Genomic DNA, 17,950 nt, shown 5'->3' with positions numbered 1-17,950 from the left:
AAAAGAAATTGAGAAAACTTCCGCGATCCGGACGGGACTCGAACCCGCGACCTCCGCCGTGACAGGGCGGCATTCTAACCAGCTGAACTACCGGATCAATTTTTTAAAAAGAAATTGAGAAAACTTCCGCGATCCGGACGGGACTCGAACCCGCGACCTCCGCCGTGACAGGGCGGCATTCTAACCAGCTGAACTACCGGATCAATTTTTTAAAAAGAAATTGAGAAAACTTCTGCGATCCGGACGGGACTCGAACCCGCGACCTCCGCCGTGACAGGGCGGCATTCTAACCAGCTGAACTACCGGATCATTATTTAAAGAACGTCGTTTCTTTTTCGTGGTTGCAAAATTACATCTTTTTTTGTTATCTGCAAATTATTTTAGAAAAAAAGCCTCCCAATACTGGAAGGCATTCATTATCAAACTTATTTTTTTTATAAGTGAGCGCTTAATTTTTCAGCGATTACCTCTTTTGGAGCTACACCTACTAATTTATCTACTACTTCTCCGTTTTTAAAGATAAGAACTGTAGGAATATTTCTGATACCATACTGCATAGAGATTTCCTGGTTGTTATCCACATCTACTTTCCCTACTACTGCTTTACCTTCAAAATCTGATGCTACTTCTTCGATGATTGGTCCTAAAGTTCTGCAAGGTCCGCACCATACTGCCCAGAAGTCTACTAATACCGGTTTGTCTGATTTTAAAACCGTATCCTGAAATGAGCTGTCTGTAATTTCTAAAGCCATTTTTGTTTCTTTTATTTTATTAATATTATTTTCTTTTAATCCTCTTATCGGATGTTCAAAATTACGATTTTTAAAGCACAAGACTATCTATGCTCAACATTAGTTTTTTCTATGGTGTAATCTTTTGAAATTTCTTTCAGTGCATTTACTAATGCATCAATATCCGACCTGGTCGTCATATGGCTGAAAGAGATACGCAATGGCGTACAGTGATCCATTTCGTCTTCAGAAAGCACCATCATCATGACCATTGAAGGTTTTGATGCTCCTGACGAGCATGCACTTCCCTGAGAGATTGCAATTCCTTTCATATCCAGCTGAAGTCCTATCAATGGATTTTTATAAGGCAGTAATGCACTTAAAACCGTATAAAGACTGTTTTCCTTTTCAGCACTTCTTCCATTGAACTTTATCCCTTCAATTTCTGCAGAAAGTCTTTCAATTGCATAATCTTTGATATCCTGCATATGACGGGTATATTCCTCCATATGATTCAAAGAAAGCTCCAATGCTTTCCCCAGCCCTACAATACCGCAAACATTTTCAGTTCCTGCTCTAAGGCTTCTTTCCTGAGGTCCTCCGGTGATAATTCCTTTTAACCCTGTTGCCTTTCTGATAAATGCAAATCCGGCACCTTTGGGCCCGTGAAACTTATGGGCACTGCAGGAAGCAAAGTCTACAGGGATATCAGAGAAATCCAGGTTCATATGAGCCATCGTCTGTACAGTATCCGAGTGGAAAAGCGCATTATGCTCTTTGCACAGCTGCGCAACTTGTTTAAGATTGATGATATTTCCGATTTCGTTGTTGGCATGCATTAAGCTTACCAGTGTTTTTTTATCTGATGCTTTTAAAAGCTCTTCTAATTTAGCAAGATCAATATCTCCTTTTTCATTCGGGCGGATATAGTTTACTTCTACTCCTTTTCTGCTTTTCATATCCAGAATACTTTCAGAAACACATTTGTGTTCCAGAGGAGAGCTGATGATTCTTTCTACTCCAAGATGTTCTACCGAGGATTTGATGATCATATTGTTGGATTCGGTTCCACAGGAAGTGAAAATGATTTCAGCGGGAGTTACATGAAGATAGTCTGCAACCTGTCTTCTTACATTTTCAATAAGGATTTTTGCTTCCTGTCCAAAGCTGTGCGTTGAAGACGGGTTTCCGAAATTCATCTTCATAGTGCCAACCATTGCATCTATAACTTCTTCTGCAAGCGGAGTGGTTGCGGCATTATCTAAATATACTTTATCCATTATTATTTTGAATATTTTAATTCTACGGAGGTAAACTGGTAATCTGCAGGAACAGTGAAAATAAACCAAGGGTTGGAAATCACCTGAATTTCCATTCCACCAGAGGGCGCTCCGGCCGGAACTTCCACATATAAAATTTTATTTTTCACAGATACACTTTTGATCTCATCAATGGTATGGCTTCCTGATCTGAAGGTTCCCAGATTGTATAAAACAACTTTTTTATTTTTAGGAAATTGCGGGTATTTGATGTAAGCTCCATCTCCTTCCGGGCCTATAATGCCAAAACTTCCTTTAATTGTATTACGAAAATCTGCTTCTTCCTTAATAATTCTAAAACCTGCCTGCGCTGCACCTCCCTGTGACTGGGAGACAACAAGTTCTGCGTCATGCTGACTATCAGCACTCTTTTGAGACGGTGTAGCTGCACAGCTCATAAAGATTACCGCACATGCAATTGACAGGCTTTTCATTTTTTACAATTTTATCTCCCAAAATTAATGAAAAAATTGGTAATGTCCTTCATTTGCCCATTTTAACATTGGCCGATCTCCGGAAGTATCTCCAAATGCAATAATTTTATCGTACTTTGAATCGTTGATTTCTTCTTTAATTCTTATCAGTTTTTCCTTCCCGTTACAGTTTTTCCCTACAAAGTTTCCTGTGAAAACTCCGTTCTTAAACTCTGCACGCGTAGAAACCAGCTCCATTTTAAGTTCTTCAGCAAAAGGTTTTACCCAGATATCCAATGAAGCGGTTACCAATAAACTCTGTGTATTATTCCTATCGATATTTTTTATAAAGTCTAATGCATTCTCCCTCACAATTTTAGGATAATGCTGTTCAAAAAACTGCTTAGATTTCTGTTCGATCTTTTCCTGGCTTTGTCCTTTTAAAATAGAACCGATAAAACTTTTCTTCACTTTTTCAGTTTCAGCCAGTTTCAGCTTCAGCAGGATAAAGAGAGGTACATGTCTCAAAAATTGTATACGGTATTTCGTAGAATCGTAGAATTTAAGATACATAAACATAGTATCTTTATACGTCAGGGTTCCGTCAAAATCAAAACAATACAATTTTTTCATTTTTAAAGCTTTAATTTTTTGAATATAAACTCAGGGATATTCCTGATAATCATCATAATAATACTCCAAACCGGCAAAACATATGCCACATTTTTCTGCTTTTTGAAGGCTTTATAAATACAGGCAGCTGCCTGTTTGGGTGTTGCCGTTAATTTAGGATTCAAAGGCAGTCCTTCCGTCATCTTGGTTGCCATAAACCCGGGCTTTATTGTAAGCACATGAACTTTTTTATCAAAAAGGTAATTCCTCAAACCACTCAGATAGGCAGTAAAAGCAGCTTTTGCGCTTCCATAGATGAAATTGCTCTGCCTTCCCCTGTCACCTGCTACTGATGAAAGACCAATGATTGTTCCCGATCTTCTGCTTTCAAATTTATGGGCAAAATAATTCATTACAGGAACCAGTTTTGAATAATTGATATCAATGATGCGTTCTGTATTTCTGTTATCATACAATCCTTCTTCTGTTCCTTCCCCTAAATATCCTACGGCACAAAATAATACATTTGAATTGATATGATCAAATCTGTTGTAATCAATTTCTTTCGTCAGATCCAGATCAATGACTTCCGCCTGCTGAAGAAACTTTACATCGATATGTCTTGCAAAACGCTCTGTAGTTTCTTTATTTGAGGTAAAAAGATAAATTTTTTCAAACTTTTCTCCTTCCTGAAGTGCTTTTTCCACAAAAGCCTGTGCCACTTCGGATGTACTTCCCAGAACTATCATTATGAGTTATTATTTATGATTCTTTTGTGCTGTAACGACACAAACTTAGGATTTTGAATATTTTTAAGGTAACTGGTTAGCGATGATCTGCTCATGCTGTCTTTGGTAAGGTAAATTCTTCCTCCGAATTCCTGAACAATAGCATCCAGCTGATCTACAAGCTTTTTCAGCTTTGAATTGACTTTAAAATCCAGCGCTAAGGTATACCCTTCTACAGGAAATGAGTTGTATGCTTGAGGATTATTTTTCCCAAAAAGTTTTAAAACAGCTAAGAAAGATCCGTTTCCGCTTTTAGCAATGGTTTCAAGGATCCTTTTCATTCCCTCTTTTCCTGTTTCTTTAGGGATTACCATCTGATACTGGATAAAACCGGATTTTCCATAGATTTTATTCCAGTCATTGATTGCATCCAGAGGATAGAAAAACGTCTCGTAATCAATAAAGTTTTTTACTTCTTTTTTAGATTGCTTTTTATAATACAGCCAGTTGAATATTTTTACAGTAAGCGCATTCAGTACAAATCCCGGAAAATAAAACGGAACTGTAGGAGAGAATTTCTTCTTCAGCCTCAAAGGAGTTTTTGAAAAGTTCTGCGGAAGCTCGTGCTGGAAGGCATGCTCTCCTCTCATCAGAATACTTCTGCCGATATTTTTTCCTTTCTGAAGACAGTCAATCCATGCAACGGTATAGGTCCAGTTTTCACTTTCGTCAAACAGCTTAAATATCTCTTCCAGGTTGTCTGCCTTTATGCTTTCCTGACGGATATAAGCAGATTCTATATTTTTAAGTTTAAATTTTGCTGTAAGAATAATTCCCGTAAGTCCCATTCCGCCAATGGTTGCCCAGAACCTGTCTGAATTTTCTTCCCGGGAACAGGTAATAATTTCGCCATTCTCGGTCATGAGTTTAAATTCAATGACATATTCTGAAAAGCATCCTTCCGCGTGATGATTTTTCCCGTGAACATCAGAAGCAATAGCACCTCCTACTGATACAAATTTTGTTCCGGGCGTAACATAAAGAAAATATCCTTGCGGAACAGCTATTTCCAGCACATCTGAAAGCAGTACTCCGGATTCACACTCTATTACTCCGTTTAAACGGTCAAAGCTTATGAATTTATTTAATTTTTTCGTTGAAAATATGGATTCTCCCAAAGAAGCATCTCCATAACATCTTCCGTTTCCTCTTGCAATAATCTCGTTGTGGCTGAGTACAAATTCTTTTATTTTTTTGAAACTGTCCTCAGATCTCATTTCTTTCTCTACTACCGGGAAATTTCCCCAGTTGGTAACTTTCTGTATGAAATTAGGCTTCATTTCTTAAAATAAATTTGAATTAAAAATGCAACTACCCAAAGCAATAAAGTAACCTGTATATAACGGTCTCTGTAGACAATTTTTGTAGGGGATTCCGTTCTGTTGTAAACAAGCGTCTGCTGAAGGTATCTTAACAATGCGAACACTACGAAAATCACCGTGTAAAAAACTCTTTCATGAAATCTTTCCTGTACTTCAGGAGACAGGGTAAACATCAGGTAGCATACGATAGCCAGTGTAATGGAAATAGACAAGGCAATATCTGCAAACTGAACGTTATAACCATCCAATGCTTTTCTCGTTTTTCCTGAAACCTGAGCATTGATAAGCTCTCCTCTTCTTTTCCCGATTGCCAGCACCAACGCCAATACAAACGTCAAAAGAATTGCCCATTGCGAAATGCTGATTCCGGTAATATAACCACCCGCCAGCACTCGTAATACAAATCCTATAGCAATAATAAAAATATCAATGATAGGTACATGCTTAAGCCTGAATGTATAGGCAAGATTCATTACCACATAAAATCCTATGATAATTGCAAATTTCCAAAGTATTTCATGGAAATAAAGTTGAGTAAAAAATACAAGGCCGATATCTGCGATGATAAGACCTGTAAGAATGCCTATAGCTTTTGATTTTGAAATAGCTCCGCTAGCCAGCGGTCTTCTCCTTTTTTCGGGGTGCTTTTTGTCTGCTTCGATATCATTATAATCATTCAGGATATACACAACACTTGCCGCAAGGGAAAATATTAAAAATGCGAAAATGCTCTTAACAAGCAGGTCTATGTTGGTAATATTACCTGAAAAAAACAGAGGGACAAATACAAAAAGGTTTTTCACCCATTGCTCCACACGGAGCAGCTTTAAATATTTCTTCATTTATGTTATTTCAAATACAAAAATAATAAATTCAAAATTGCTAGCATAAAAATACAAAAAAAACCGCCGGGGCGGTCTTTTACGAAAATATTTATATATTAAATTAACTATTGCCCTTGTTTGGCATCATTAATCATTTTTTCATTGGCTGTAATGGCAAACTCTACTCTTCTGTTTTTAGCTCTTCCTTCTTCAGTATCATTGCTCGCTACAGGCATGGCTTCACCTTCACCTTTTGTAAACATTCTGCCTGATGCAATTCCTTTTCCTGTTAAATATGCTTTTACAGCATCTGCTCTTCTTTGAGAAAGTTTAAGATTGTAATCATCCGAACCTTTGCTGTCTGTGTGACCATAGATATTGATGTTCGTATCCGGGTTATTGGCAAGTACTTCAGCTAATTTATCAAGGTTGGTCTGTGCAACAGAAGTAAGGTTTGAAGAGTCGAAAGCAAAGTTAACGATACTTTCATTCATTGTTACTTTAATACCATCTCCTACTCTTTCTACCTGAGCACCCGGTAAAGTTTCTTTAATATCTCTTGCCTGCTTATCCATTTTGTTACCGATAACATTACCTGCAACACCACCGATAATACCTCCCAATACAGCTCCGATAGCCCCGTTTCCTCCTTTACCTACATTATTACCAAGGATACCTCCCAGTACTGCTCCTGAAGCAACACCTACTGCTGTACCCCGTTGCTGGTGATTTGAATTCTGAACCGCTTCACAGCTCGTCAATAATAATGCTGATGACAAGAAAAGGGCTCCTACGTATGTTTTTGTAAATTTCATTTTTTCTGATCTTTTATGTTGATAAATTATTTCATTCCTGTTCTCTGGAAGTTGTAAACTACTTTTACATTACCTCCTTCAAATGGAACATCCTGCTCAAGAGAAAACTGATCTGTTGACTGATTGATCAAGGTAAGGCTGTAACCTACCGTATTTTGTTTTGCTTTTGTACCTGAAGCAATTTTTTTAAACATAAACGTGTTACCGTCTTTTACTTCAAATTTGATAGGCTGTGTAATTGCCGGGCAATTTCCACCACCGTTTAAAGTATAAGCTCCTGTCCAGTTATTAGGAATCAATCTCCAGTGACTTCCTACGAAGCACTGTGCGTCTGCACCTTCGTCAAAAGGCTTAATTTTATAACCTTTATCGTAATCTATGCTCACAATCTGCCAGTCTCCTTTCATTTTCAGGAAATCTGCTCTTTGATTTTGAGATGTAGCTGCTTTATTAACAGAGGAACACGAAACTGCAAAAAGTGATGTTCCCAACATCCCTGCAAGTAGTAACTTTTTCATTTTGTTGTTTATTATTTTGTTACTATAAAGTTACAAAAAACCGTGCCAAATTTTAAAATAAAAAATAAAAAGTCCGAAAAAAATTCGGACTCTTTATGGTTTCTCCTTAAACACAGGAAGATAAATTATTTTTTAACAGCCTTTTTTACGGATTTCGAAGGCCTGGTAATGCCTGATGTCTTACCGTTGTAGAAGTTAGTATAAGCATATTCTGCTGCTTTTTTCAGATCGATAACCCCACCTGCCTGAGATTGGTCCGCAAATCCGTTTGCCGTACTCGGATTGCTGCTTTTCACAAGTGCCTCAATAATCTGATAAGGCTTCAATTCCGGCATATAAGCCAATAAAACAGCTGCTGCTCCGGCTACTACAGGGGAAGCCATAGAGGTTCCCTGAAGGTATTTGTATTCGTTCTTAGGAACTGTAGAATAGATTTCTTCTCCGGGAGCGAAAACATTCACCATTTTTTTATTGTAATTAGAGAAATCTGCTCTCAGTGCATTATTTTTATTGGTGCTTGCTCCTACGACAAGAACATTGCTCACGAATGGTTTTTCATCAGTAACGTTTTTAAAATTGGTAGGATACGCCAGATGCTCTGCAACATCTTCATTTTCATTACCTGCTGCTTTCACTAAAAGAACGCCTTTATCTTCAGCATATTTGAAAGCATCCCAAACGACGTTTTTACCTGGAGAAACAGGCTTACCAAAGCTCATGTTTAAGACTTTCGCACCATTATCCACTGCATATCTGATAGCATTGGCAACGTCTTTATCCCTTTCGTCTCCGTTAGGTACGGTTCTTACAGACATAATTTTGGCTACTTTTGAGGCTATTCCGTACTGGACTTCTTTTCCCTGCGGAAGTCCTGCAATAATCCCTGCTACGTGAGTTCCGTGTTCTGCATCCGGTCCTTCGTAATGGTTGTTACCATAGATTTTTTCAGAATAGTCGTCATAGTTATCCCCTACAATTTCTTTTCTCGGATCATATGAAAGGTCATATTGTTTTGCTGCAGGGGCAAAGTGATCGATAGCATCCTTCATCTCCTCCTTCATCTTTTTTTCAAACTCTGCAGCTGATTTTCCTTTGAATTCCGGGCTTTGCGAAATCTGACCTAGGAAATCCAATGCAATGGCATCTTTCTGATCTGTCGGCGCCTTGATGGCAGCAAGGGTTTCAGCAGTTACAGGTTTACCTCCCAGTAACTTTACCATATTAGGAATCAATTCGTTCAGCATAGAATAAGTTCTGAAATTCTGCTGAGCCTCGACACTTTTCTTATTAAACATGTCTTTAGCCTTCATGTACATATCAAACTCATCCTTCATCTTAGCCTGGTTGGCTTTATTCTTTGCAGAATCATCTCCTTCGAAAATGGGCTTATATTTGGCAACAACCCTTGTTACTTCCATATTATCGATATCAATATCACCATTTTTACCTCCTATGAAGTTCCATCCGTGTACATCATCAATATATCCGTTTCCGTCGTCATCTTTACCGTTTCCAGGGACTTCATTAGGGTTGGACCATAGGTTATTTACCAATCCGGGGTGATCTACCTGCACTCCGCTGTCCAGTACGCCCACCACTACGGTTTTAGGCTTCAGCCCTTTAGATTCCAAGTATTTATAAGCATTTGCCGTATTTACTCCGTATACTTTTGAAGTTGCAAAATCTTTATGATACCATGTCATCAGATCTTTATCTTCATTTGGGTCAATACTTTTAGCTTTAGATTCCTGTGCAAAAGAGAAACTAAAACCTGCTAAAAAAACTGCAGCTAATAATACCTTTTTCATATGTTGATATTTAATTTTTTAAAAAGATATGCCAATCGCCGTTATCATCTGTTTTATGCCTGAAAATTTATCAACAGCGATTGTATCCTAATATTGTTGTTTTATATTTTTAATATACACCAGTGATTCCGGGCCTTTATTGCAAATAAGGTCAAGAACCGACAGGTCTTCCAAAAATCCGAATTTATCGGAAAACGTCTGGTAATATTCTTCCATCTGAAATGCTGAAGGAAGTTTTGCCGAAAACTTTTCCCTGAAATTGATGCTTTCAGGATTTTTGATATATTCTTCATTCAAAGAGTGTGCCTTTTCCGTTTTCAGTATCTGTTGGATGACTTCTATGCCTTTAAGGTTAAAATCAAGAAGGAACTTTTCTTTAAGATCAAATATTTTTCTGAACTTATCTTCATAGTACTCAAAATAAGGAGAACTCTGGTACGCTGTTTTGATTGATTTCCAGTGAAGTGTTCTCCAGTCTTCGCGGTAAGAGATTTCAATATCTTTAAATTCTCTTTTCCCATTATGGTGGATAGGAATTATTAATGACAATTTTCCGTTCGCTCCATAGATATTCGCACGGTTTCTATACGTCTGCTTCGGGAAGTTTTCAAACTGTTCAAATACAATTTCATTCTCAGGATTCAAAAACACTGAGAACCATGAGATTGGGGGCATATAAAATGCCGGCAATAATACATTCGTCATATTCATAATGCAAAAATGAAGTATTTTTTCAAATACTTCATTCTATTTTAAGTTTAATTTTTCTATTAATCGTCTTCAGTTTTTTTCTTTCTGAACAATTTCATGAAATATTCCCATCCGAAGAACAGAATCAGAATCATTGCAGCAATCCACCAGTAAGAGGTTTTATTGGCTTCTCCTGTATTGGTTGCTTTAAACATTCTTTCCCAACGGATTTTGAATGGTGCCTGGTAAGTAGAACTGTTGTCTGCAAATGCACCCTGAAGGCTCATCCATGTAAACATTGGCTTTCCAACGATATTTTCTTCAGGAACGAAACCAAAAAATCTGGCATCCAGTGATGCATCTCTGTTGTCCCCGATCATCATATAATAATCCTGCTGAATGGTATATTGATTGGCTTCCTTTCCGTTAATGAAGATTTTTCCGTTCTTTTTTTCAAGACTGTTATGCTCATACTCAGAGATGATCCACTGGTACATCGGAAGGGTTTCCTGATTGATGGCAACCACATCTCCTTTTTTAGGAATTCTAACCGGGCCGTACCAATCCTGATTCCAAGGTTTATTGATCGGGAAGATAGATTGGGTTGTATCAATTTTGGTTTTCGCTTCGTCTCTGTAATATACTGCTGCTTCGCCTTTAGGTGAAATTTCTTCCTTCATATCAATAACGTGAGGAAGTTCCTTAATTTCTTTAGCAATGTTATCCGTTAAGCCCTGGAATCCATACAGGAAACCTCCATTATTCTGCTGTACTTCCTGAACCGGCAGGAATCCGTAGGCTTTGTATAAAGTAGGGATATCCAATTGCGCATCTGTAGTTACAATATATCTGTGCTGTACTTCCTGGTCACCCAAAACGGTTTCCGGCTTTCCGTTAACGAAAAGTCTTCCGGCTCTCATTTCGAAAGTATCACCTGCGGTTGCCACACATCTTTTTACATAAGGATCTTTTCTGTCAATGGCTGTATGTACGGAATCCTGAGGATAGTTAAAAACCACCACATCATTTTTCTGCGGCTTATTGAATTGTAAAATTCTTGTATAAGGAAGCTTTACAGCATCTACATAAGATTTAGGATCATCTTTCGGATTTCCTTTCTGCCCTGTATCCATAATGGTTCCCTGAAGGAAAGGTATTGCTACCGGGCGCATCGGAAGTCTGTATCCGTAGCTCCATTTGTTTACAAAAAGGAAGTCACCTACCAATAATGTCCTTTCCATAGATCCTGTGGGAATCCCGAAAGGCTGGGTTACAAAAACGTGGATGATGGTAGCAAAAACTACCGCAAAGGTAATAGAACCTATAAAAGTATCTTTTTTCTTATCATTTTTCTCTTCGTCTGTAAGAAACAGGTCATCTGCATTTTCATCTTCTAACTCTACATCTTTAGAATAGTTGATTACTGCCAGGTAAATAAACGGCAGGATCACCGTAAGAATCTGGTCTTTGAAAAGCGTTTTCCCAAACTTTTTCACTAAGTAAAGATGGAAAACAGACATCATGATTGGCCCTACTATCGGAAGATAAGACAGAATTGCCCACCATTTCGGGTGTTTTGTTTCCTTCAGAATGATGAAGTAGTTGTAGAAAGGGATAAAAGCCAATAAAGGGCTGTAGCCCATTTTTTTGAACAGTTTCCAAGATGAAATCCCCATCAATACGGATAGTATGAGGACATATACTGTATAAGTTAAAAAATAATTCATAAATTTTTTGTGCCTATTCTTATGATATAAATGATAAATGATGAGTAATAAATGATAAAAGCGGTCCGCTGTTTACAATTCACTATTCATCATTTTCTGTCTTATTGGTCTGCAATTTACAGAATTTGTTACAAATTAAAGTCCCAAAACGTCTTTCATTCCGAAGTTTCCTTTTTTATCTTTAATCCACTCGGCGGCTACCACAGCTCCCAACGCAAAACCGTTTCTGTTGAAAGCGGTATGCTTGATCTCGATTTCATCAACTTCACTTCTGTAATATACACTGTGGGTTCCCGGAACCTCATCTTCACGTATTGCAAAAATACCAAGCTGTTTCCCTTCTGTTTCTTCCAGCTTCCACGCTTCAAATTTCGGATTGTTCTGAATGATTCCTTCTGCAATGGAAATTGCGGTTCCACTTGGAACATCTTTTTTATGGATATGGTGAATTTCTTCCAGCTGACAAGAGTATTCATCTACGTTTTTCATCAGATCTGCCAGCTTTTCGTTTAAAGCAAAAAATAAATTCACTCCTAAACTAAAATTGGAACCGTATAAGAAAGCGGTATCGTTATCCACCGCTAATTTTTCAATTTCAGCTTTTTTCTCAAGCCATCCTGTAGTTCCGCAGATCACAGGAATTTTGTTTTCAAGACAAGTTTTGATGTTTTCAAAAGCCACTTCCGGCAATGAGAACTCAATCACGACATCCGGATTATTAAGATTTTCAGCAGTTGGGGTTTCCTTCAGACGGGCAACTACTTCATGACCTCTCTTCTGTGCGATCTCATCAATGATCTTACCCATTTTACCGTAACCGACTAATGCTATTTTCATATAATCTTTTATTTTTAATCCCGCATTCAAAATATGATTTTCCTGCAGGTATGTTGTATTTTAAAATCTATAACTTAAACTGAATCCTGTTTTCGGAGCACTATAACCGTACTGATCCTGAATAACCGATGGCTTAAAAACCAAGTCCGGATCATGACGGCTTTCGTAAAGGTGTGCATCTACTACAGCGTCTACAATATTCAGAATATAGATCAACCCTGTAATGGCAATGGCATAATCCCTTTGTCTTTTGGCTCTGTCCTGTGCATTTCCTAAAGCTCTCTTGTCTAACCACGGATGGCTGTCTACAAATTCATTAGGGGTTCCGTTCAGTTTTGCCACATAATATTCACGGTATTTTTTGTACTGGTTATCATTCCACACAGCAATACCGACTCCGGCTCCTACAGCTCCCCAGACAATCGGAATTTTCCAATACTTTTTATTATAAAACTGTCCCAATCCCGGCAGAACAGCAGAATACAATCCTGCCCTGGTAGGATTCAGCTTTATGGTTTTTGCAGTGGGTCCATTGGCTTTCTCAAGATCTTCAATGATCTTTGCTTCTGTTTTGCCTGGTTTTACCACACGGGGTTCTTCTTTCGGGGGAGTTTCCATCCGAACGGTATCGATAGGTTTTACTTGTGAATAGGCCAGTGCAGCAATACACAAGAAAAATGTGAAAAATATTTTCTTCATTATTTAATATGGGATAAAATATATTCCAGCTCTTCTTCATTTTTGAAGTCCAGAACAATTTTACCTTTTTTACCATTTCCAGAAGCTTTGATTTCCACTTTTACATCCAGGATGTCAGCAATGGTCTTCTGGGCTTTTTTATAATTATTGGAAAGTTCCACTTTTGCTTTTTTAGCGGCCGGAGACTTGGGATTCTTCAGTGCTGCAGCTGCCTGCTCAGCCTGACGAACGTTTAATTTTTCTTTGATAATAAGATCAAACAAAACCTGCTGATCTTCTTCGCTTTCAAGACTGATAATAGCCCTTCCGTGTCCTGCAGAAATCTCCCCGCTTCTGATAGCATTCTGAATATCCGGGTTTAATCTTAAAAGCCTGATAGAGTTGGTAATGGTACTTCTGTCCTTCCCTACCCTCTGGCTCAGTGTTTCCTGAGTAAGCCCGATCTCTTCCAAAAGCCTGTGATAGGTCAAAGCAATTTCGATGGCATCAAGATCTTCTCTCTGGATATTTTCAACAAGAGCCATCTCAAGAAGCTCCTGATCATTTACCAGACGGATATAGGCAGGAATAGTTGTTAAACCGGCAATTTTAGTTGCCCTGTAACGTCTTTCCCCGGAAATGATTTCAAACTTCTCACCATCTTTTCTCAGGGTAATCGGCTGAATCACGCCTAAGTTTTTAATCGACTGAGCAAGTTCGTTTAATGCTTTTTCATCAAAATAAGTTCTCGGCTGCGTTGGGTTCGGATAGATATCTTCAAGCGCAACTTCTACAATATTCCCCACAAACTTATCTGCTCCTTCATCAGTAGCGGAGTTGATGGTTGCTTTGGATTCTGCACTTAAAATGGCGCCCAAGCCGCGTCCCATAGCTCTTTTTTTGTCCTTCATAGATATAATTGATAAATGATGTTTGAGAAGTGATGACTGGCATTCACTCTGGCCATTTATTATTAATTTAATTCTTTATTAAGTTTTCATTTTTTAAAAGAACTTCCTCAGCTAACTGAATATACTGAACAGCTCCTTTACTTTCCGCATCATAATTCAGGATACTTTCCCCGAAACTTGGTGCTTCACTCAATCTTACGTTTCTGCTGATAATAGTTTCAAAAACCATTTCAGGGAAATGCAGATTTACTTCTTCAACAACCTGATTGGATAGTCTCAATCTGCTGTCATACATGGTTAAAAGAAGACCTTCTATTCCAAGATCTTTATTATGGATCTTCTGAACGTTTTTAACGGTATTCAAAAGCTTTCCAAGTCCTTCTAATGCAAAATACTCACATTGGATCGGAATAATTACGGAATCTGCTGCCGTAAGAGCGTTTACTGTGATAAGACCCAAACTCGGCGCACAGTCGATGATAATATAATCATAATCATCTCTTACACTGGCTAATGCTTTTTTCAGCATATACTCACGGTCTTCCTTGTCAACCAATTCAATTTCTGCTGCTACAAGGTCGATGTGTGACGGAATAATATCCAGGTTTGGAGTTGCCGTTCTTTTGATACAAACCCTGGTATCTGCACTATGCTCCAGTAGATTATATGTAGAGTACTGAACATCCTCAACACCCAGGCCGGATGTCGCATTCGCCTGAGGGTCAGCATCAATAATTAATATTCTTTTTTCCAATACTCCTAACGCTGCTGCCAAATTTACAGCGGTGGTAGTTTTACCAACACCTCCTTTTTGATTAGCAATACCTATGATTTTTGCCATTATTAGAACTTTAAGATTCAAAAATACACTTTTTTCTTTGCTCTCGGTAAGTGGGGAAAATCAAAATTGAGTTAAAATATTGTTAATAAGCAATTTAACAGTAAAAAAAATTATCCACAAAAAAAATTCTTTGTGGATAACTATTTGAAATTTACTTTTACATGTTAATTTTCAAATTTCATGGAGATTGGAAATTTGAAATAACTTCTTACGTATTCTCCTTTTTTGTTTTTGGCGGGAATCCATTTTCCTTTACTGGAAATCATTTTAATTGTTCTCATTGCCTCATTGTTAAAATCGGCGTTGGTTCCGTTAGCTTTTACCCCTGAGATGGTTCCGTCCATTTCTACAATAAAGGTAACTGTCGTCTTTACAACATCTTCTGATTCAAATCCTGAACCGTCGAAGCTGTTCATTACTTTATTTCTGAAGGAGTCTATTCCGCCAGGATAACTGGCTTCTACTCCCAATTCTCCTGCTTCAGCAATTTTAGTTTTGTCCACCGGATCAGCAATTACAGGTGGAGGTGTCGTGATTACAGGTCCTGTTCCTACTGTTACTGTTGGAACATTAGGTGTATTCGGCACTACAGGATCTCCTTTAAAATTGTCTTTAAAACCAGCTACCGCATCATCAGGAACAGGATCTTTTTTCACATTATCCTGAGCTGTACTTGATGGCGTAGGCACTGTACTGTCAAAAGTCTTTGTATTGGGAGCTGTTTCAGGTTTTACCGGAGTAATTTTTACCGGAGGTGCAACCGGATCGTCAGGAATGATTACTGGTGGCGGGAGTTCCCATATTTTATCTGTTGGTTCTGCTGTCTTAAATGCAGAAACCACAAACGGCGTAATAGATACTGCTGCCATTAAACTTGCTCCTATAAAAAGTGCTTTGGTTAATATTCTATCTGATTCGTTTCTTAATACATAGGCACCATAGTCTTTATTGCGGTGCTCGAACAGGACTTCGTTAAACCGAAATTCCTGGTTTTGGTTATGTTGTTTCATCACTACTACTATTTAAACTGTTAAAAATTTTGATTATTAGTTTTATTGTTCTTATCGATAAGTACTGTTTCAATATCAAAACATCTGCCAAAATTTTATCAAAACAACATAATATTAGAAAATTTTATGATAAAGTTTAAATTTTAACATTTACAAATAGAAAGTTTACAGAAAAAGAGGAGTTATCTCTTATGAAAAGAAATAAGGATTATTAGAGTTAAATTATATAAAACAATCTGATAAAGAGGATTTATAGAAGCAGTAGAATAAGAGTAAGCGGTATTAATAATCCCAGCGCATTAATAACAATCAGAATAATTGAACTGACCTTTGTTTTCAAATAACTTTTAGCAGCAAAATAGATTCCTCCTGTACTAAACAACAAACTGCAGATAATAAACAGAAACAGTAAAAAGTCTGAACTGACTCTTATGGGAAGTCCCAAATAAACAATCAGCAGAATGGCATAAGCGATTGTAAAGTATAAACTTATGACGATGTTATCCAGAAAACGTTGGGGGATTTTATTTTCTTCCATAATTTTTTTATTTACGCTTTTGTCTTAAAGCAAAAGTATACAAAAATTCAGGATTGGAATTCTTTTTGAATAACAGACTAACCAGCACTCTTGTAAGCTTTTGAAACTTGACAAGGATTGATTGAAAAGGCGAAAAGTAAATTTTTAAACAAAAAAAGAGACCATCCAATGATAGTCTCTCTGTTATTTTTATTTCTAAGAATACTAGAATAATTCTTTTCTGATGATGTTCTGACTTCTTTCAGGACCTACAGAAACTAAATAAACATTGATTCCTAAGTATTTTTCAATAAACTCGATGTATTTCTGAGCTGTGTCAGGAAGTTCATCATAGCTTCTAGCTTTGGTAATATCTTCGCTCCAGCCTGGTAAATCCTGGTAGATTGGTTCGTAGTTGTATAGTTTTTCTGTTGACGAAGTGAAATAATCGATGATTTTTCCGTCTTCAGTTTTGTAATGGGTTACTACTTTCAGGTTCTCAATTCCTGTAAGAACGTCAAGCTTAGTGATCACAAGGTTATTAATACCGTTAATCATACAGGCATGCTTTAAAGAAACAAGGTCTAACCAGCCTGTTCTTCTTGGTCTTCCTGTCGTTGCTCCGAATTCACCACCGATCTGTCTGATTTTTTCACCCAGCTCGTTATCTAACTCAGAAGGGAAAGGACCGTTTCCAACTCTTGTACAATATGCTTTTGCTACACCGATCAGGTTCTGAAGTGACGTTGGCGGAACTCCTGCTCCTGAACAAACACCACCTGTAGATGGAGAAGATGAAGTTACATACGGATAAGTTCCGAAGTCGATATCAAGCATTAACGCCTGTGCTCCTTCGAATAAAACGTTTTTACCGTCTCTGATGGCTTCGTTTAATTCTAATTCAGTATCAACGATTCTGTCCTGAAGCTGCTTTCCGATGGCTAAATATTCATTGTAGATTTCTTCAACATCTAAAGCCGGCTTCCCGTAATATTTTTCAAAAAGAGAATTTTTAACTTTTAAGTTTTTCTCGATTTTATCTCTTAAAATCTCAGGATTTAAAAGGTCTACCATTCTGATCCCGACTCTTGCAATTTTATCTTCATAACAAGGTCCGATTCCTTTTTTGGTAGTTCCGATCTGAGTTCCCCCGTGCTCCTCTTCACGGTAAGTATCCAAAAGGATGTGGTAAGGCATAATCACATGCGCTCTTCTGCTGATAAAGATATGATCTGTTCTCAAGCCTTTGCTCTCGATCTGACCTACTTCTTTAATGAAAGATTTAGGGTTTACCACTACTCCGTTCGCAATGATACATTTCCCTTTGCATTGAAGAACTCCTGAAGGAAGAAGGTGTAGAACGAATTTTTCATCTCCTACATAAACCGTGTGACCAGCATTGTCTCCACCCTGGAAACGCACTACATAGTCCGATTTTGCTGATAAAACATCCGTGATTTTTCCTTTGCCTTCATCTCCGTACTGAAGACCTACAACTACATAAGTTGACATATTTTACTTTTGTTTTTAGATTCGTGCAAAATTACTTTTAAAAAAAATGACGGCCAAATTCTAGAGGATATTTATTT

19 protein-coding genes and 3 tRNA genes are annotated in these 17,950 nt (G+C 37.7%); all 22 read right to left on the bottom strand.

Annotated features, from left to right (window positions below; translation table 11 throughout):
* Nucleotides 1-23 precede the first annotated feature (23 nt).
* Nucleotides 24-97, bottom strand: a tRNA-Asp gene (locus tag ACR1PO_RS21955).
* 32 nt (nucleotides 98-129) lie between these two features.
* Nucleotides 130-203, bottom strand: a tRNA-Asp gene (locus tag ACR1PO_RS21950).
* Nucleotides 204-235: 32 nt separating this feature from the next.
* Nucleotides 236-309: transfer RNA gene (locus ACR1PO_RS21945), tRNA-Asp, on the bottom strand.
* A 125-nt stretch (nucleotides 310-434) separates the two neighbouring features.
* Nucleotides 435-752, bottom strand: coding sequence for a thioredoxin (gene trxA, locus ACR1PO_RS21940; RefSeq protein ID WP_027374941.1), 318 nt, complete (start codon nucleotides 750-752; stop codon nucleotides 435-437).
* Nucleotides 753-835: 83 nt separating this feature from the next.
* Complete coding sequence (locus ACR1PO_RS21935; RefSeq protein ID WP_332385995.1) at nucleotides 836-2,011, bottom strand: cysteine desulfurase family protein; 1,176 nt, start codon at nucleotides 2,009-2,011, stop codon at nucleotides 836-838.
* Nucleotides 2,012-2,013: 2 nt separating this feature from the next.
* A complete protein-coding gene (locus ACR1PO_RS21930) occupies nucleotides 2,014-2,484 on the bottom strand; it encodes a hypothetical protein (RefSeq protein ID WP_433988172.1) in 471 nt (156 codons plus the stop codon).
* A gap of 24 nt (nucleotides 2,485-2,508) precedes the next feature.
* Nucleotides 2,509-3,096, bottom strand: coding sequence for an HAD family hydrolase (locus tag ACR1PO_RS21925; protein ID WP_002981245.1), 588 nt, complete (start codon nucleotides 3,094-3,096; stop codon nucleotides 2,509-2,511).
* A 2-nt stretch (nucleotides 3,097-3,098) separates the two neighbouring features.
* Nucleotides 3,099-3,824: an SDR family NAD(P)-dependent oxidoreductase gene (locus ACR1PO_RS21920; RefSeq protein ID WP_433988171.1), complete on the bottom strand. Its 726-nt coding sequence runs from the start codon at nucleotides 3,822-3,824 to the stop codon at nucleotides 3,099-3,101.
* Nucleotides 3,824-5,143 (bottom strand): FAD-binding oxidoreductase, encoded by a 1,320-nt coding sequence (locus ACR1PO_RS21915; protein WP_433988170.1) that lies wholly within the window; start codon nucleotides 5,141-5,143, stop codon nucleotides 3,824-3,826. Before ACR1PO_RS21915 ends, ACR1PO_RS21920 begins: the two co-directional genes overlap by 1 nt.
* Nucleotides 5,140-6,027, bottom strand: coding sequence for a decaprenyl-phosphate phosphoribosyltransferase (locus tag ACR1PO_RS21910; RefSeq protein ID WP_433988169.1), 888 nt, complete (start codon nucleotides 6,025-6,027; stop codon nucleotides 5,140-5,142). The genes ACR1PO_RS21915 and ACR1PO_RS21910 overlap by 4 nt, the downstream gene beginning before the upstream one ends.
* A 107-nt stretch (nucleotides 6,028-6,134) precedes the next feature.
* On the bottom strand, nucleotides 6,135-6,824 hold the full coding sequence (locus tag ACR1PO_RS21905) for a YiaD family glycine zipper/OmpA-like lipoprotein (RefSeq protein ID WP_332385998.1): 690 nt from the start codon (nucleotides 6,822-6,824) through the stop codon (nucleotides 6,135-6,137).
* A gap of 26 nt (nucleotides 6,825-6,850) precedes the next feature.
* Nucleotides 6,851-7,342 (bottom strand): hypothetical protein, encoded by a 492-nt coding sequence (locus ACR1PO_RS21900; protein ID WP_374464775.1) that lies wholly within the window; start codon nucleotides 7,340-7,342, stop codon nucleotides 6,851-6,853.
* A 125-nt stretch (nucleotides 7,343-7,467) separates the two neighbouring features.
* Nucleotides 7,468-9,150 carry a S8 family serine peptidase gene (locus tag ACR1PO_RS21895; protein ID WP_433988168.1) on the bottom strand — a complete coding sequence of 561 codons (1,683 nt, stop codon included), beginning with the start codon at nucleotides 9,148-9,150 and terminating at the stop codon, nucleotides 7,468-7,470.
* An 87-nt stretch (nucleotides 9,151-9,237) separates the two neighbouring features.
* Entirely contained in the window at nucleotides 9,238-9,861 is a 624-nt protein-coding gene (locus tag ACR1PO_RS21890; RefSeq protein ID WP_332386000.1) for a WbqC family protein, read from the bottom strand.
* A 59-nt stretch (nucleotides 9,862-9,920) separates the two neighbouring features.
* Entirely contained in the window at nucleotides 9,921-11,567 is a 1,647-nt protein-coding gene (gene lepB / locus ACR1PO_RS21885; protein ID WP_433988167.1) for a signal peptidase I, read from the bottom strand.
* A 135-nt stretch (nucleotides 11,568-11,702) separates the two neighbouring features.
* Complete coding sequence (gene dapB, locus ACR1PO_RS21880) at nucleotides 11,703-12,404, bottom strand: 4-hydroxy-tetrahydrodipicolinate reductase (RefSeq protein WP_433988166.1); 702 nt, start codon at nucleotides 12,402-12,404, stop codon at nucleotides 11,703-11,705.
* A gap of 60 nt (nucleotides 12,405-12,464) precedes the next feature.
* On the bottom strand, nucleotides 12,465-13,103 hold the full coding sequence (locus ACR1PO_RS21875) for a DUF5683 domain-containing protein (RefSeq protein WP_332386002.1): 639 nt from the start codon (nucleotides 13,101-13,103) through the stop codon (nucleotides 12,465-12,467).
* Nucleotides 13,103-13,993 (bottom strand): ParB/RepB/Spo0J family partition protein, encoded by an 891-nt coding sequence (locus tag ACR1PO_RS21870; protein WP_002981266.1) that lies wholly within the window; start codon nucleotides 13,991-13,993, stop codon nucleotides 13,103-13,105. The genes ACR1PO_RS21875 and ACR1PO_RS21870 overlap by 1 nt, the downstream gene beginning before the upstream one ends.
* Before the next feature lie 67 nt (nucleotides 13,994-14,060).
* Entirely contained in the window at nucleotides 14,061-14,834 is a 774-nt protein-coding gene (locus tag ACR1PO_RS21865; RefSeq protein WP_002981269.1) for a ParA family protein, read from the bottom strand.
* 164 nt (nucleotides 14,835-14,998) lie between these two features.
* On the bottom strand, nucleotides 14,999-15,844 hold the full coding sequence (locus ACR1PO_RS21860; RefSeq protein WP_433988165.1) for an energy transducer TonB: 846 nt from the start codon (nucleotides 15,842-15,844) through the stop codon (nucleotides 14,999-15,001).
* A 250-nt stretch (nucleotides 15,845-16,094) separates the two neighbouring features.
* A complete protein-coding gene (locus ACR1PO_RS21855) occupies nucleotides 16,095-16,382 on the bottom strand; it encodes a hypothetical protein (RefSeq protein WP_433988164.1) in 288 nt (95 codons plus the stop codon).
* Nucleotides 16,383-16,586: 204 nt separating this feature from the next.
* Nucleotides 16,587-17,873, bottom strand: coding sequence for an adenylosuccinate synthase (locus ACR1PO_RS21850; protein WP_002981272.1), 1,287 nt, complete (start codon nucleotides 17,871-17,873; stop codon nucleotides 16,587-16,589).
* Nucleotides 17,874-17,950 lie beyond the last annotated feature (77 nt).

The sequence above is a fragment of the Chryseobacterium amylolyticum genome (assembly GCF_051011775.1).
GTDB lineage: Bacteria > Bacteroidota > Bacteroidia > Flavobacteriales > Weeksellaceae > Chryseobacterium.
This window is presented reverse-complemented; position numbering and strand designations above follow the sequence as displayed.

What these genes read in the sequence shown, in the direction of transcription:
- trxA (WP_027374941.1), bottom strand. Translation starts at nt 752, where the DNA reads ATGGCTTTAGAAATTACAGACAGCTCATTTCAGGATACGGTTTTAAAA.
- ACR1PO_RS21935 (WP_332385995.1), bottom strand. Translation starts at nt 2,011, where the DNA reads ATGGATAAAGTATATTTAGATAATGCCGCAACCACTCCGCTTGCAGAA.
- ACR1PO_RS21930 (WP_433988172.1), bottom strand. Translation starts at nt 2,484, where the DNA reads ATGAAAAGCCTGTCAATTGCATGTGCGGTAATCTTTATGAGCTGTGCA.
- ACR1PO_RS21925 (WP_002981245.1), bottom strand. Translation starts at nt 3,096, where the DNA reads ATGAAAAAATTGTATTGTTTTGATTTTGACGGAACCCTGACGTATAAA.
- ACR1PO_RS21920 (WP_433988171.1), bottom strand. Translation starts at nt 3,824, where the DNA reads ATGATAGTTCTGGGAAGTACATCCGAAGTGGCACAGGCTTTTGTGGAA.
- ACR1PO_RS21915 (WP_433988170.1), bottom strand. Translation starts at nt 5,143, where the DNA reads ATGAAGCCTAATTTCATACAGAAAGTTACCAACTGGGGAAATTTCCCG.
- ACR1PO_RS21910 (WP_433988169.1), bottom strand. Translation starts at nt 6,027, where the DNA reads ATGAAGAAATATTTAAAGCTGCTCCGTGTGGAGCAATGGGTGAAAAAC.
- ACR1PO_RS21905 (WP_332385998.1), bottom strand. Translation starts at nt 6,824, where the DNA reads ATGAAATTTACAAAAACATACGTAGGAGCCCTTTTCTTGTCATCAGCA.
- ACR1PO_RS21900 (WP_374464775.1), bottom strand. Translation starts at nt 7,342, where the DNA reads ATGAAAAAGTTACTACTTGCAGGGATGTTGGGAACATCACTTTTTGCA.
- ACR1PO_RS21895 (WP_433988168.1), bottom strand. Translation starts at nt 9,150, where the DNA reads ATGAAAAAGGTATTATTAGCTGCAGTTTTTTTAGCAGGTTTTAGTTTC.
- ACR1PO_RS21890 (WP_332386000.1), bottom strand. Translation starts at nt 9,861, where the DNA reads ATGAATATGACGAATGTATTATTGCCGGCATTTTATATGCCCCCAATC.
- lepB (WP_433988167.1), bottom strand. Translation starts at nt 11,567, where the DNA reads ATGAATTATTTTTTAACTTATACAGTATATGTCCTCATACTATCCGTA.
- dapB (WP_433988166.1), bottom strand. Translation starts at nt 12,404, where the DNA reads ATGAAAATAGCATTAGTCGGTTACGGTAAAATGGGTAAGATCATTGAT.
- ACR1PO_RS21875 (WP_332386002.1), bottom strand. Translation starts at nt 13,103, where the DNA reads ATGAAGAAAATATTTTTCACATTTTTCTTGTGTATTGCTGCACTGGCC.
- ACR1PO_RS21870 (WP_002981266.1), bottom strand. Translation starts at nt 13,993, where the DNA reads ATGAAGGACAAAAAAAGAGCTATGGGACGCGGCTTGGGCGCCATTTTA.
- ACR1PO_RS21865 (WP_002981269.1), bottom strand. Translation starts at nt 14,834, where the DNA reads ATGGCAAAAATCATAGGTATTGCTAATCAAAAAGGAGGTGTTGGTAAA.
- ACR1PO_RS21860 (WP_433988165.1), bottom strand. Translation starts at nt 15,844, where the DNA reads ATGAAACAACATAACCAAAACCAGGAATTTCGGTTTAACGAAGTCCTG.
- ACR1PO_RS21855 (WP_433988164.1), bottom strand. Translation starts at nt 16,382, where the DNA reads ATGGAAGAAAATAAAATCCCCCAACGTTTTCTGGATAACATCGTCATA.
- ACR1PO_RS21850 (WP_002981272.1), bottom strand. Translation starts at nt 17,873, where the DNA reads ATGTCAACTTATGTAGTTGTAGGTCTTCAGTACGGAGATGAAGGCAAA.